The sequence below is a fragment of the Kocuria sp. CPCC 205260 genome (assembly GCF_040981045.1).
GTDB classification, from domain to species: domain Bacteria; phylum Actinomycetota; class Actinomycetes; order Actinomycetales; family Micrococcaceae; genus Kocuria; species Kocuria palustris.
Genome location: NZ_JAVKPT010000011.1, coordinates 17283 through 32162 on the forward strand (window position 1 = coordinate 17283; position 14880 = coordinate 32162).

Annotated in this window: 12 protein-coding genes; 3 read left to right on the forward strand and 9 right to left on the reverse strand. The window is 70.6% G+C overall.

The genetic code is table 11. The annotated features are described in order from the left end of the window. Window positions 1-223: 223 nt before the first annotated feature. The 8 genes from der to RF645_RS12520 all read right to left on the reverse strand — a co-directional run bounded on the left by der (window position 224) and on the right by RF645_RS12520 (window position 9174). Window positions 224-1822, reverse strand: a complete 1599-nt coding sequence (gene der, locus RF645_RS12485; RefSeq protein ID WP_368819204.1) for a ribosome biogenesis GTPase Der — start codon at window positions 1820-1822, stop codon at window positions 224-226. A gap of 44 nt (window positions 1823-1866) precedes the next feature. Next, on the reverse strand, window positions 1867-2553 hold the full coding sequence (gene cmk, locus RF645_RS12490) for a (d)CMP kinase (RefSeq protein WP_368819205.1): 687 nt from the start codon (window positions 2551-2553) through the stop codon (window positions 1867-1869). Then, on the reverse strand, window positions 2550-3659 hold the full coding sequence (locus RF645_RS12495) for a prephenate dehydrogenase (RefSeq protein WP_368819206.1): 1110 nt from the start codon (window positions 3657-3659) through the stop codon (window positions 2550-2552). The genes cmk and RF645_RS12495 overlap by 4 nt, the downstream gene beginning before the upstream one ends. A gap of 2 nt (window positions 3660-3661) precedes the next feature. Next, entirely contained in the window at window positions 3662-4783 is a 1122-nt protein-coding gene (locus RF645_RS12500; protein WP_368819207.1) for a pseudouridine synthase, read from the reverse strand. A gap of 362 nt (window positions 4784-5145) precedes the next feature. After that, entirely contained in the window at window positions 5146-5817 is a 672-nt protein-coding gene (gene scpB, locus RF645_RS12505) for an SMC-Scp complex subunit ScpB (protein ID WP_368819208.1), read from the reverse strand. After that, complete coding sequence (locus RF645_RS12510) at window positions 5810-6706, reverse strand: ScpA family protein (protein WP_368819209.1); 897 nt, start codon at window positions 6704-6706, stop codon at window positions 5810-5812. Before RF645_RS12510 ends, scpB begins: the two co-directional genes overlap by 8 nt. Window positions 6707-6713: 7 nt before the next feature. Continuing rightward, entirely contained in the window at window positions 6714-7607 is an 894-nt protein-coding gene (locus tag RF645_RS12515) for a ParA family protein (RefSeq protein WP_006215814.1), read from the reverse strand. Between the two features lie 169 nt (window positions 7608-7776). Continuing rightward, complete coding sequence (locus RF645_RS12520; RefSeq protein WP_024290219.1) at window positions 7777-9174, reverse strand: cation:dicarboxylase symporter family transporter; 1398 nt, start codon at window positions 9172-9174, stop codon at window positions 7777-7779. A 192-nt stretch (window positions 9175-9366) separates the two neighbouring features. Between RF645_RS12520 and RF645_RS12525 the strand changes: the two genes are divergently transcribed. The 3 genes from RF645_RS12525 (at window position 9367) to RF645_RS12535 (ending at window position 12833) form a co-directional block, all read left to right on the forward strand. Further along, complete coding sequence (locus RF645_RS12525; RefSeq protein ID WP_368819210.1) at window positions 9367-11010, forward strand: ATP-binding protein; 1644 nt, start codon at window positions 9367-9369, stop codon at window positions 11008-11010. Beyond that, window positions 11007-11702, forward strand: coding sequence for a response regulator (locus RF645_RS12530; RefSeq protein ID WP_024290217.1), 696 nt, complete (start codon window positions 11007-11009; stop codon window positions 11700-11702). Before RF645_RS12525 ends, RF645_RS12530 begins: the two co-directional genes overlap by 4 nt. Window positions 11703-11783: 81 nt before the next feature. Then, window positions 11784-12833 carry an AMP-binding protein gene (locus RF645_RS12535; protein ID WP_368819221.1) on the forward strand — a complete coding sequence of 350 codons (1050 nt, stop codon included), beginning with the start codon at window positions 11784-11786 and terminating at the stop codon, window positions 12831-12833. Window positions 12834-12877: 44 nt separating this feature from the next. Here the strand turns inward: RF645_RS12535 and RF645_RS12540 are convergent, their stop codons facing one another. Beyond that, complete coding sequence (locus RF645_RS12540) at window positions 12878-14848, reverse strand: acetate--CoA ligase (RefSeq protein WP_314302290.1); 1971 nt, start codon at window positions 14846-14848, stop codon at window positions 12878-12880. Window positions 14849-14880 lie beyond the last annotated feature (32 nt).

Genomic DNA, 14880 nt, shown 5'->3' on the forward strand with positions numbered 1-14880 from the left:
GAGCGCGACGCGAGCCGCTGCCCCCTTGGGGGTACTAGCAGTTGTGGGCCAGCTTACGCACTCGATGTGGTCTGACCACACTTTTCGGGGCGCGTCCGTCACCGAGCCCCGCGGCGGAGGCCCCGTGGACACTCACCGAGCGGCCGTCGCGGCCCCGGGCACGACGACGGCCCCGATCCCTGTCGCGCAGAAGGGATCGGGGCCGTCGTGGAGAGTTCGGGGCTCAGCGCTTGCGGGAGCGGCGCTCGCGCACGCGCATGGTCACCTCGATCGGGGTGCCCTCGAAGCCGAAGGTCTCGCGCAGCCGTCGGGCGATGAACCGTCGATAGCCGGGATCCAGGAAGCCCGTGGTGAACAGGACGAACTTGGGCGGGCGCGTGGAGGCCTGCGTGCCGAACAGGATGCGCGGCTGCTTGCCGCCGCGCAGCGGGTGCGGGTGCGCGGCGACGAGCTCGCCCAGGAACGCGTTGAGGCGCCCGGTGGGGATGCGGGTGTCCCAGGACTCCAGCGCGGTCTCCAGTGCGGGGACGAGCTTGTCCTTGTGCCAGCCGGTCTTGGCCGAGACGTTCACGCGCGGGGCCCAGGCCACGTGCGCCAGGTCCTTCTCGATCTCGCGCTCCAGGTAGTACCGGCGCTCCTCGTCGAGCAGGTCCCACTTGTTGAAGGCCAGCACGATCGCTCGGCCCGAGTCGATCGAGGTCTGCACGATCCTCACGTCCTGCTCGGCCAGCGGCTCATCGACCGCCAGCAGGATCAGCGCGACCTCGGCGCGTTCGATCGCCGACTGCGTGCGCAGCGAGGCGTAGTACTCCGCGCCCTTGGCCATGTGCTGACGACGACGGATGCCCGCCGTGTCCACGAAGCGCCAGGTCTTCCCGCCGAGCTCGATGTTCTCGTCCACGGGATCGCGGGTGGTGCCGGCGAGCTCGTTGACGACCACGCGCTCGGAGCCGGCCAGCTTGTTGAGCATGGAGGACTTGCCCACGTTGGGGCGGCCCACGAGTGCCACGCGGCGCGGTCCGCCGACCAGCTCGGGCTCGGCCACCTCGGAGAACTCGGGCAGGATCTCGAACAGGGCGTCCAGCAGATCCGCCGCACCCTTGCCGTGCAGGGCGGAGACCGGGTACGGCTCCCCCATGCCCAGCGACCACAGCGCGGTGGCCTCCAGCTCCATGGCCTGCGAATCCGCCTTGTTGGCCACCACGATGACAGGCTTGTTGGCCCGGCGCAGCATGCCCACGATGGCTTCGTCGGTGGCGGTCACGCCCACGGTGGTGTCCAGGACGAGCAGCACGGCGTCGGCCTGCTCCACGGCCAGCTCGGCCTGCTCTGCCACGGAGTGGTCGATGCCGGTGGCATCGGCTTCCCAGCCGCCGGTGTCGACCATGGTGAAGGGCCGGTCCATCCACTCGGCGGAATACCGCACGCGGTCGCGCGTCACGCCGGGGACGTCCTCCACGACGGCCTCGCGGCGGCCGATCACGCGGTTGACCAGCGTGGACTTGCCGACGTTCGGGCGACCGACCACAGCGACCACCGGGGCCGGCTTGCGGTACAGGTCCGCGACGTCGTCGCCGGCCCACTCGGCGAGCAGGGCCAGGTCCTCCTCGTCGAGGTCGTAGTCCTCCAGGCCCTCGCGCAGGGCCTCGGCGCGCAGCTCGGCCTCGTCGTCGTCGATCGCGGCCAGGCGCTCGGAGATGTCCTGATCGCCGCCGCCGAGGATCTTCTCCTCGTACTGATCCGCCGGGCGCTGCGGTGCGCCCTCGGGTCCGGGGCCGGACCACTCGGAGCCGGGGTTCGTGTTCTCGGGGGTCTCGGGCATCGGGCCCCTCCTTCTGAGGTATCTGGGAAAAGTATGCGGGAGCTTCAGGCGAGCTCGGGGACCGCGCGCAGGACCAGGTCCATCACGGCGGTGACGGTCTGCTCGATGCTCAGCTCGGAGGAGTCCAGGTGCGTGACGCCGTCGGCGGCGTCGGTGAAGTTCACGAGCTTGGAGTCCTTGGCATCGCGGCCGGTGACCTGCGCGGCCAGCGCCTCCTTGGACTGCGACGAGCCCAGCTGGGCGCCGCGGCGCGAGAGCCGCGCCGCCTCGGAGGCGGTGAGCAGCACGCGGACGTCGGCGTCGGGGGCCACCACGGTGGTGATGTCGCGGCCCTCGGCCACGATGCGGCGCCCGGAGGCCTCGATCATCTCACGCTGGCGCTGGACCAGGATCTCGCGCGCCTCCGGAACGGTGGAGACCGAGGAGACCGCGCCGGTCACTTCGGTCGAGCGGATGGCCGCGGTGACGTCCTGGCCGTCCACGCGGACCTGCTGCTGATCGGGATCGGTCGAGACCTCGATCGGTGCGGTGCGGGCGGCTCCCACCACGGCATCGCCGTCGCCCAGGTCGATGCCGCAGTGCACGGCCCACCAGGCCACGGCGCGGTACATGGCACCGGTGTCCAGGTAGCCCAGGTCCAGCCGGCGGGCGATCTCCTTGGAGACCGTGGACTTGCCGGACCCGGAGGGTCCGTCGATGGCCACCACGGCCTGGGTGCTGTGCTCGGTCACTGGACCACCTTCCATCCGCGCTGCTCGAGCGCCTCCACCAATTCATCCCGACGGTTCGGGTCCACGGAGATCTCCGCCAGGCCGACGCGCCGGCCCAGGGAGTGCTCCAGGCGCAAGTCTTCCAGGTTGATCCCGGTCTCGCCGACCGCGCTGAACAGCTCGCCCAGCTTGCCGGGCTTGTCATCCACCAGAACGGTGAGCTGGGCGAAGGCCTTGGGGGCTCCGCCGTGCTTGCCCGGGATCCGGGCCTGACCCGCATTGCCCTCGGCGATCAGCTCGGCCATGTCCAGGCGCGCGCCCGGGCCCGTGGGGTCCTCCAGCGTGTTGATCAGCCGGTCCAGGTCCTCGCGCACGCCGTGCAGCGACGGCACGATCGAGCCGGCATTGGCCGAGAGGATCTGCACCCACAGCCCCGGATCGGAGGCGGCGATGCGCGTGGTGTCGCGCAGCCCCTGCCCCGCCAGGGACAGATGGTGCAGCGGCGTGTCCTGCAGGCGCGAGGCCAGCAGCGAGGACATCACCTGGGGGACGTGCGAGATCAGGGCCACGGCGGCGTCGTGCTCATCCGCCTCCAGCTCCGTGACGTGCGCGCCCAGGTCCTGGGCCAGCGAGCGCACGCGCTTCACGGCCGCCGGATCGGTCTCCGGCGCTGCGCACAGCACCCACGGCATGGTCGTGAACAGCTCGCCGCGCGCGGCCACCGGCCCGGAGCGCTCGCGCCCGGCCATGGGGTGGGAGCCCACGTAGCGGCGCAGATCCGCACCGCGTGCGCGCAGACCCTCCTGGATCACGGACTTGACCGAGGCCACGTCCGTGACGATCGCCTGCGGGTGCTCCGCCAGGGCCTGCGCCACGGTCTCCACGACCACGTCCGGAGGCGTGGCGACCACGATCAGGCTCGGCTCGGGGACGGTCTCCCCCGCCGCCAGGGCCAGGCGCTCGGAGCTGCCGGCGCCGATGTCCGCGCCGATGGCCTCGGCGGTCGGGGAGGCATCGCGCAGCCAGGTGGACACACCCAGATGCCGCAGGCCCAGGCCCACCGAGGCGCCGAGCAGGCCCGCGCCGATGATCAGCACGGGCCCCTCGGCAGCGGTCTCAGCGGCCACCCTCAGCCTTCCAGGCCCACGGAGGCCAGCAGGTGCCCGACCTCGGTGTTGGACAGATCGCGCACCACACCCTGCTTCTGATCGCCGATGCGGATGGGGCCCACCTGGGTGCGCACCAGGCGCTCGACGGGGTAGCCCACGGCATCGAAGAGGCGGCGGATGATGCGGTTGCGCCCCGAGTGCAGCACGACCTCGACCAGGATGTGGCCGGGCACGGAGTCGACCAGGCGGAACTCGTCCACCTTGGCCACGCCGTCCTCGAGCTCCACGCCGGCCTTCATGATGTCGCCGATGCCCTTCTCCATGGGCCCGCGCACCTGCACCAGGTAGGTCTTGGGCACCTCGTAGGAGGGGTGGGTCAGGCGGTTGGTGAGCTCGCCGTCGTTGGTCAGCAGCAGCAGGCCCTCGGTCTCCGAGTCCAGGCGGCCCACGTGGAAGACGCGGTGCTGGAGGTGCTTGGAGGAGGTGAGGAAGTCCGAGATGCACGGACGCCCCTCCTGGTCCTCCATCGAGGACACGACGCCCTCCGGCTTGTTGAAGGCGAAGTAGACGAGCTTGTCATCGAGCTGGATGGGCAGCCCGTCGACCGTGATCTCCACGGTGCGCGGATCCACGCGCACGCCGAGCTCGGTGACCTTCTGGCCGTCGACCGTCACGCGGCCCTCGGCGATCATCTCCTCGCACACCCGCCGCGAGGCGACTCCGGCGTTGGCCAGCAGCTTCTGCAGGCGCACGCCCTCGGAGTCGTGGACCTCCAGGCGGTCCACCGGCGGGTTCTTGGGACGACGACGGCGGTGCGGTCCGTAGATCGCCACCTTGTCCGGCATCTTGCGCTCGTAGCGCTCCGACTTGGCGAAGGGCTTGGGGCCCTTCTGGCCCTTGGGCGCCTTGGGGCCGACGGCATTCGCCTTGGTGGCGGGCTTGCCGGGACGGCCCTTGGGGCCTCCGGCTGCTGCACCGCGGGGGCCGGCGCCCTTGGGGCCGTTCTTCGGGCCCTTGCCGGGGCCGCCGGAGCGTCCCGGTGCGCCGGAGCGGCCGCCCGAGCCCTTGCCGGGGCGGGACGGGCCGCTGCCGCGGCTCTGGGAGGGGCGCTTGCCCCGGGAGTTCGAATGGTTCTCAGCCATGTCGCACTGTCCTTTGCAGGTCTGTGGTGGTCTGTCGGTGCCGCCTGGCACGACGCTGACTCGCATGCTGGACAGCGGCAGCGCCGGGATCGTTCGCGTGCCGGGCCTGACGTCCTGTGGGAGTCGGCTCAGCACGCACCGAGCCGCCGCGAGGGCGGGCGTCGGTCGGCGGTCGTCGTTGCTCGACCGGTACGGACCCTCGTTCGGGTCCCGCTGTGCCGGTCGGCGTGATGCACGGGGAGTCCCGCGCGGACGACAGGCCATCCTATCCGCTGAGCCCCCACCGGCGCAGTACCCGGGATCACGCGCGGCGCAGGGAGCCCGCCGCTTGGCAACACCCCTCAGCCGCGAGGGGCGGCGGCTCAGCCGTCGAAGTCGCCGACGTCCTCGACGCCGGGCAGGTACGGCGAGATCTGCGGCAGCTCGGAGATCGAATCCAGGCCGAGCTTCTCCAGGAAGTACGGGGTGGTGCCGTAGAGCAGCGCGCCGGTCAGCGGATCGCGCTCCATCTCCTGCACGAGCCCGCGGGCCACCAGGGTGCGCACCACGCCGTCGACGTTCACGCCGCGGATCGCCGAGACCCGCGCACGGCTGACCGGCTGGCGATAGGCGATCACGGCCAGGGTCTCCATCGCAGCCTGCGACAGCCTCGAGGTCTGCCCCTCGAGCACGAAGGCCTGCACCACCGGGGCGAACTCCGCGCGCGAGTAGAAGCGCCAACCCCCGCCCACCTTCCGCAGCTCGAAGCCGCGCGGAACGGCCGGGTCGTCGTCATCGCCGGTGAGGCCGTCGTACTCGGCGCGCAGCGAATCCAGGGTCGCGCGGATCTCGTCGACCGACTGGCCCAGGACCTTGGCCAGGTCGAACTCCGAGACGGGGCGCTCGGCGACCATGAGCACCGCCTCGATCCCGGCCGCCAGGCCCCCAGGGAGGGTGTCGACGTCGACGACGCCAGCGGGGTCCTCCGCCGCCGGGGACGACGCGGCCGCCTCGTCCGCGCTGCCATCGGGGGCGGGCTCGTGCTGCTCAGTCATGGGGCGTGTCTTCTGCCGCGGGGCCCTCGGCGGCGGGATCGGTCGGGGCGGGGACGTCGTGCTCGTCGGAGAGCCGCTCGGGGCTCCAATCCTCCGGGGCGGTCCAGGTGATCCAGACATCGGCCAGCGGCTCGTCCTGGCGGACGTCGATCGCGCGGTCGCGGAACAGCTCCAGGACCGACAGGAAGCGCACGACGACCACCAGCACCGTCTCGGCGTCGGCGATCAGCTCGGCGAAGGTGTGCTCCTGGCCGTCGGCGAGCATCAGGCGCAGCTGATCGGCCTCCTCGCGCACGGTGACCTCGGAGCCGTGGAGGTGATCGACGCCGACCTCGGTGGGCGCGGCCTCTTTGGGCGTGAGCGCCCGGATCGCGATCTGGGCGAACTCCTCGGGGGTGGTGCGCCAGATCAGCTCGGGCATGAGCTTCGCGAACTGCGGCTCCAGCGGCACGGAGCGGGCCTGGCGGGCGGACTCGGTGCGCATGGTCTGGGCCATGAGCTGGGACATGTCCTTGAACGCCTTGTACTGCAGCAGCCGGGCGAAGAGCAGGTCGCGGGCCTCGAGCACGGCCAGGTCGGCCTCGTCGTCGACCTCGCCGCGCGGCAGCAGCCGGGCCGCCTTCAGATCCAGCAGCGTGGCGGCCACGACCAGGAACTCGCTGGCGGCGTCCAGGGCCGCCAGCGAGTTCGTCTCGCGCAGGGCGCGGACGTAGTCCAGGAACTCGTCGGTGACCATCGACAGCGAGACCGTGGTGATGTCGAGCTCGTGCTTGCCGATCAGCCCCAGCAGGACCTCGAACGGCCCGGCGAAGTTCTCGAGCTCGACCGCGAAGCCGCCCTCGGACCCGGCCAGGCCCGAGGACTCGATCTCCGGGACGAGTGCGCTCATGCGCGGATCACGGAGCGCCGCCGCGCGAGATCAGCTCCCGGGCCAGCTGGCGGTAGGCATCCGCGCCCGCGTGGTTGGTCGCGAACGACGTGATCGGCTCGGCGGCGACCGTGGCGTCCGGGAACTTCACGGTGCGCTTGATGACGGTGTCGAAGACCTTGTCGCCGAAGGCCTCCACGATCCGGTCCAGCACCTCGCGCGAATGCAGGGTGCGGGAGTCGAACATGGTGGCCAGGACGCCGTCGATCTGCAGCTTGGGGTTCAGCCGGTCCTGGACCTTCTCGATCGAGTCCACCAGCAGGGCCACCGCGCGCAGGGCGAAGAACTCGCAGATCAGCGGGATGATCACGCCGTGGGCGGCGGTCAGCGCGTTGACCGTCAGCAGACCCAGCGAGGGCTGGCAGTCGATGAGGATGACGTCGTAGTGGTCCTCGACCTTGCGCAGCGCCGAGGCCAGCACCTGCTCGCGGGCCACCTCCGAGACCAGCTGGACCTCGGCGGCCGAGAGGTCGATGTTGGCCGGCATGAGGTCGATGCCCTCGGTCTCGGTCTCCAGGATCACGTCCCAAGGATCGACCCCGCGCTCCATCATCACGTTGTAGATCGTCTGATCGAGCTCGTGCGGGTTCGCCCCGAAGCCCGCCGACAGCGCGCCCTGCGGATCGAAGTCCACCATGAGGACCTTGCGCCCGGTCTCGGCCAGGGCCGCGCCCAGGTTGATGGTCGACGTCGTCTTGCCCACGCCGCCCTTCTGATTGACCATCGCGATGATCCGCGCCGGCCCATGCGAGTCGAGCTCGGGTGGATCCGGGAAGCGGCGCAGCGGACGCCCGGTGGGGCCGACCTTGCCGGTCTCGGCTTCGCCGAGCTCGGGGAACCGATCCTCGTTCTTGCTGCTCACTGTGGGAACCACTCCTGGTCTGGGGACGGCGTGCGAGCCGCGCCGACGCGCGCCCGCCTTCTCTGGCCAGTCACCCTACCGCCGCCGGGCGGGACCTGCATGGACGCGCCGCCTGGCCGAGCGCTTCCGCGGCAAGGACCAGGCGGCGCATGCAGTGCCTGCCGGAACCTCAGGCGAGCTTCGACTGCTCGTGGCCCTCGAGCGCCTGCTCGGGGGCGGTCGGCGAGGCGTGCGGGTCCACAGCCATCTGCGCCTCGTCGAAGGGCAGCTTCCCGGACAGCACCTGGCTCACCCGGTCCCGGTCGATCTCGCGGACCCAGGTGCCCAGCACCAGCGTGGCCACGGCATTGCCGGAGAAGTTGGTCAGCGCACGAGCCTCGGACATGAACCGGTCGATGCCCACGATCAGCCCCACGCCGTCGACGAGATCAGGACGGTGCGACTGCAGGCCGGCCGCCAGGGTGGCGATGCCCGCACCGGAGACGCCGGCCGCACCCTTGGAGGCGATGATCATGAACAGCAGCAGGGTGATCTGCTCGCCCAGTGCCAGCGGAGTGCCCATGGCATCGGCCACGAACAGGGCACCCATGGTCAGGTAGATGGCCGTGCCGTCGAGATTGAACGAGTAGCCGGTGGGCACAACGACGCCCACGACCGGCTTGGAGACACCCAGGTGCTCCATCTTGGCGATCAGCCGGGGCAGTGCCGCCTCGGACGATGAGGTCGAGAAGATCAGCAGGTACTCGCGGGCCAGGTACTTCATGAGCGAGAAGATGTTCACCCCGGTCACGATCTTCAGCATCAGGCCGAGGATCACGATGATGAAAAGGGCGCAGGTGATGTAGAACGCGAGCATCAGCACCAACATCGACGTGATGGCCTGCACGCCGGTGGCGCCCACCACGGCTGCGATCGCGCCGAACGCGCCGAGCGGCGCCAGCCACATGACCATCATCAGCAGTCGGAACACGACGGCCTGGATGTAGGTCACCGCCTTGAGCACGGGCCGACCGGATTCTCCCATCGCCTGCAGCGCGAAGCCCACGAGCAGTGCGACGAACAGGGTCTGCAGGATGTTGCCGGAGGTCAACGATGACACCAGCGTGGTGGGGATGATCGCCAGGAGGAACCCGACGGTCCCCTCCTCGGCACCGGCGCCATGGGAAGCGTCGGCGGGGACCTCGTACGTCGCGTTGCTCATGTCCAGGCCGGAGCCGGGCTGGACGATGTTGCCCACCACCAGGCCGATGGCCAGGGCGAAGGTCGACATGGCGATGAAGTAGGCCAGAGCCATGCCCCCGACCTTGCCGACCGTGGCCGCCTTGGCGATCGAGCCGACGCCCAGCACGATCGTGCAGAAGATGACCGGAGCGATCATCATCTTGATCAGCGCGATGAACCCCGTGCCGACGGGCTTCAGCGCCACTCCGACCTCCGGAGCGACCAGTCCCAGGACGGCACCGGCGACCACAGCGATGATCACGGCGATGTAGAGGGTGTGCGTGCGGTCCTTCTTCTTCCGGGGCGCTGTCGACGACGTCGGGCCCGGCTGCTCGGCTGCTGCCATGTGCTGCTCCTGAACGATGCGACGCCGGACGAGGCCGGCGGTGGGCGGTGCTGCGCCTCGCTCGGCGCCACAACCAGCTTGACGGGATCTGTGATGCACGTCTCGTTGTGGTCGTTGTGGTCGTGAGCGGGACCACAAGCGGTCAGCGAGGTGGGAGACTTCCGGACACCCCGATCCGCACGAGGAGCTCCCATGTCCCTGGCCCGCCGCATCCTGGCCCTGCAGCTGCTGCTGGTCCTTGTCCTAGCGGCCGTCTTCGGCGCCGTGCTCATCCAGCGAGCCGCCCAGGATGCCGACGAGCGAGCCCGCGAGATCAGCCGCACCATGTCCATAGCCCTGGCTGACGACCCGTTCGTGATCGAGCAGTCGGGTGCTGACGACCCCCACGCCCAGCTGCAGCCCCTGGCGGATGACCTCGTGCGCAGCACCGAGCTCGACTGGATCACCATCATGTCGCCAGAGGGCATCCGATGGACCCACCCTCGGCCGGAGATGATCGGGCAGCGATTCCGCGGCTCGATCGAGGAAGCGCGCAGCGGGCAGGTCAGGACCTCGACGGAACAGGGGCAGCTCGGCCTGTCGGCCCGCACCACCGCACCGGTGCGCGACGAGGACGGAGAGATCGTCGCTCTGGTCTCCACGGGAGTGCTGGTCGAGCACACCGCCGACGAGGTCTGGGCCGAGGCCCCGCTGCTGCTCGGGATGGCGCTGGCGCTGCTCGCAGCCGGGGCTGCGGCCCATCTTCCCCTGGCCCGCTACCTCTCCCAGCGCACCGGGGGACGGACTCCGGAGGAGCTGGCCGAGGCCGTCTCGGTTCAGGACGCCGTGCTCGAGCAGGCGGCCCAGGGCCTTCTGCTGATCGAGGACGGCAGACTCATGCTCGCCAACGCTCGAGCTCGTGAGCTGCTGGGCCTGACCGAGCCTGCCCTGGAAGCCCTCCAGCAGCCGGACGGGCGCAGCCTTGTCTACCGATGGGCCGATCGGCGACGTCGTCGAGGCATTCCCCTGGAGGAAGCGAGTCTGCCCCCGCAGCTGCAGGACCTGCTCACCGGGCAGCAGGAGGTCCGCGAGCAGTGGATCATGCACGGCGAGCGCACCCTGATCGTCTCCCTGCTGCGCGCGTCGGAGCCCTCGACCGGAATGGTCGCGATCCTGCGCGATCACACCGAGCTCACCCGGCTGTCCGGCCAGCTGCGTGCGACCACCACGATGGCCCAGGCGCTGCGCTCGCAGACCCACGAGCACGCGAACCGGATGCACACGATCGTCGCACTGCTGGAGCTCGGCGAGACCGAGCAGGCAAGGCGCTTCGCCGCCGCGGATCAGCAGCGCACCTTGAGTCTGGCCGGGGACGTCGGGGCAGGGATCGAGGATCCCGTGCTCACGGCCCTGCTGCTGGGCAAGGCCTCCGCGGCCCAGGAGCGCGGAGTCCGACTGGAGGTCCATGCGGCGGACGGAGCACCCGGACTTCCGCTGAGCGCATCGGAGACCGTGACCGTCGTGGGCAATCTCATCGACAACGCAATCGAAGCAGCCGTCGCCGCATCCGGCGCCGAAGGACCGCTGGTGGAAGTCGAGATCGCGCACGATGATGACGGCGCCGCGATCCTCAGCGTCGCGGATTCGGGGCCGGGCATCGAGGCGTCGGTGCGGGAGCGGATCTTCCAGCGCGGCGCCTCCACGAAGGATTCGGACACCGTGGGCGGCCACGGTGTGGGACTGGCACTCGTGAGCGAGATCGTCCACCGCCATCGCGGTGCGATCGAGGTGATCGACGACGGCGGCACGGCCTTCGTGCTCAGCTTCCCCCTGGTCTCGAAGGAGGTTCGATCATGAGCAGGGAGCTTCGGGTGGTCGTCGTGGAAGACGAGCCGCTGACCCGGGACGCGCACCTGCGGTTCGTTCAGCAGGTACCGGGATTCGAGGCGGCGGGCAGTGCGGCCACAGCCGCAGAAGCCCTGCGAGCGGTGAGTTCGCTGCGTCGCGAAGGCCGCCCCGCGGACCTTCTGCTGCTGGATGTGAATCTCCCCGATGCCACCGGCATCGACGTCGCACGCCGGCTGCGCGCCGCCGGAGATGACGTGGACATCCTCGCGGTGACAGCCCACAGGGATGTGGAGACGGTTCGAGCAGCTGCCTCGCTTGGAGTCGTCGGCTACCTCGTGAAGCCCTTCACCCGCGAGCAGCTGCTGCATCGCCTGGCCGCCTATCAGCAGTACCGCACCAGTCTGCGGGGAGAGCAGCCGCTCGATCAGGAGGCGATCGATCGAGCACTCGATGGGCTTCGGCCATTCGCAGCCTCGGGCAGCCCCAAGGGCCTGTCCCCTGAGACGCTGGAGCGCGTGGCCCAGGAGCTGGCGGCACTGCCGTGGCAGTCGGCGGCCGAGGTCGCGGCGCGGACGGGCATCTCCCGCGTGACGGCTCGGCGCTATCTGGAGCACCTGACCGAGGTCGACCGCGCACAGCGCCGGGCACGCCGCGGCACGGTGGGCCGACCCGAGATGGAGTATCGGTCCTGCGGCGATTGAGGGCCCCGCTCGACGGCACCACGGCACCGGAGTGCATCACCCCTCCCCTCGGGCAGCCCCCGGCCGGAGACACGATCCGGGATCTCGCCGGGCGATCGGGTTGCCGCCTTCGGCGCGAACTCCGACGCCTTCGCGATCCTCGTCCTGGCCTGCGCGTCCACGGGCGCAGTGCACGTGCCGGTGAACTTCGCTCTCAAGGGCGAGGAGCTGCGCCACATCCTGCGCGATGCGGACGTCGCCCTGATCGCCGCGGACCCCGCCCTGCTGGGCCTGGCCGAGGAAACGGCAGCCGATCTGACCCGCGAGCGCGGCGCCGAGTACCGGCCGCTGGTGGCCATGCCGCTGTACCACTCGGCGACTCTGCACGTGCTCCTCGTGCCCTACCTGTGCCTGGGCGCCTCGATCCGCCTGATCGCCAAGCCGGACATCCCCGCCATGCTCGAGCTGGTGGAGCGCGAGCACCTCTTCTCACTGTTTCTGGCCCCCACCGTGTGGGTCCCCCTGAGCTCGCACCCTCAGCTGGAGACCCGCGACCTGTCCTCGCTGACCCAGGCGCAGTACGGCGCTTCGATCATGCCGTCCACGGTGCTGCAGAGACTGCGCGACCGGTTCCCCAGGCTGGGCTTCTACAACTGCTTCGGGCAGTCCGAGCTGGGTCCCCTGTGCACCGTGCTTCGCCCCGAGGAGCACGACCTGCGCCCGACGTCGTGCGGCCGCCCGGTCTTCCACGTGGAGGCGCGCGTGATGACCGCCGACGGCACCCCGGCCGGTGCGGGTGAACCCGGCGAGATCCAATACCGCTCCCCGCAGCTGATGTCCGGCTACTGGGGATGCGCGGAGCAGACGGAGGAGAGCTTCGCGGACGGGTGTTTCCACTCGGGAGATCAGGTCACCCGCGATTCGATGCTCGGACTTCCTGACGAGCGCTGGGGCGAGGCCATCACGGCGGTGATCGTGGTGCATCCCGACCAGCAGCTCACCGCGGAGACGGTCCGCCGGCACGCCCGCGAACGCCTGGCCGACTGCAAGGTGCCCAAGCGCGTGGAGTTCGTGGCCGAGCTGCCGCGCAACCAGTCCGGCAAGCTGCTCAAGCGCGAGCTGCGCGCTCAGCGCACGGCTCCGAGCGACTGACAGCGGCGGGGCGATCCGCCCGGCAGGATCGCCCCGCCGCGCACTCACCGGCCCCGCAGCACGGGCTCCAGCGCCTCCAGCACGGCCGGATCCTCGATGGTCGAGGGCACCGGCGCCTCCTGGCCATCGGCCATCTGGCGCATGGTCTTGCGCAGGATCTTCCCGGAGCGGGTCTTGGGCAGGGCCTCGACCACCGCGATCTGCTTGAGGTCGGCGACCGCGCCGATCTCCCGGCGCACAAGCTGCACGAGCTCCTCGCTGAGCTGCTCCTGCGAGGTCTCGATGCCCTGCTTGACCACCACGTATCCGCACGGGCGCTGGCCCTTGAGCTCATCGGCCACGCCGATCACGGCGCACTCGGCCACCGCGGGGTGCTGGGCCAGGGCCTGCTCGAGCGCACCGGTGGAGAGCCGGTGGCCGGAGACGTTGATGACATCGTCGGTGCGGCCCATCACGAAGACGTAGCCGTCCTCGTCGATCCGCCCGGAGTCGCCCGTGACGTAGTACCCGGGGAAGGCCTCCAGGTAGGCGCTGCGGAAGCGGTCGTCGCTGCCCCACAGGGTGGCCAGCGTGCCCGGCGGCATCGGCAGGCGCACGGCGATGTTGCCCTCCTCCCCCTGCGGCACCGGCTCGCCCAGCGGATCCAGGATCTCGATCTCGTAGCCCGGGATCGGCACCGTGGAAGAGCCGGACTTCAGCGGCAGCTGCTCCAGGCCCACCGGATTGCCGCTGATGGCCCAGCCCGTCTCGGTCTGCCACCAGTGATCGACCACGGGGATATCCAGCGCCCTGCCCGCCCAGCTCCAGGTCTCCGGGTCCAGGCGCTCGCCAGCCACGAACAGCGTGTCCAGGTTCGACAGGTCGTGCTCGGCCACCAGCTCGCCCTCGGGGTCCTGCCTGCGGATTGCCCGCAGCGCGGTGGGGGCGGTGAAGAAGGCCTTCACGCGGTGCTCGGCCACCAGCCGCCAGAACGCACCGGCATCCGGGGTGCCCACCGGCTTGCCCTCGTAGAGCACGGTCGTGGCCCCGGCCAGCAGCGGCGCGTAGACGATGTAGGAGTGGCCCACGACCCAGCCCACGTCCGAGGCGGTGCACATGACCTCGCCGGGGCCGATGTCGTAGATGTTGGCCATGGACCAGCTCAGCGCCACGGCGTGGCCGCCGTTGTCCCGCACGACGCCCTTGGGGCTGCCGGTCGTGCCGGAGGTGTAGAGGATGTAGAGCGGATCGGTGGCAGCGACCTCGACCGGCTCGGCAGGCTCGGCGGCCTCGACCGCCTCCTGCCAATCCACCCACTCCAGGCCGTCGACGGCCGCGCGCTCGCGCATGCCCGCGACGTCGTGCTCGAAGCCCTCGCGCCCGACCACCAGCACCGCAGACGGCTTATGCTCGGCCATCTGCACCGCCTCCTCCACGGAGGGCAGGTACTCGATGCGTCGCTTGGGCTCCACTCCGCCGGAGGCCGTGATGACGGCGCGCGGGGCGCAGTCGTCGATCCGCACGGCGAGCTCGCGCGGGGCGAAGCCGCCGAAGACCACCGAGTGCACCGCGCCCAGCCGGGCGCAGGCCAGCATGGAGATCAGCGCCTCCGGGATCATCGGGAGGTAGATGAGCACCCGATCGCCCTTCTGCACGCCCAGCTCCCGCAGGGCCCCGGCGGCCTGCGCCACCCGGTCCTGCAGCTGGGCATAGGTGATCGTCTCCTGCCGCTCGAGCACGGCGGAGTCGTAGATGATGGCCGCCTGATCCCCGCGACCGGCCGCGACGTGGCGGTCCACCGCATTGGCGCACGTGTTGAGCGTGGCCTCCGGGAACCAGCGGAAGATCGGGTCGCCGGAACCATCCAGCGCCCGGCTGGGCGGCGTCATCCAGTCGATGCCCTGAGCTGCCTCCAGCCAGAAGCCCTCCCGATCCTCGACGCTGCGCCGCCACGCCCCGGAGTAGGTGCCGTCGCCGGGCAGCGTGCGCTCGGCGGTTGTGGTGGGGCGGGGCTGGTCCGCGCTGTGCTGGCTCATGGATGCTCCTTGTCCGTGCTGTGCGTGGCTCG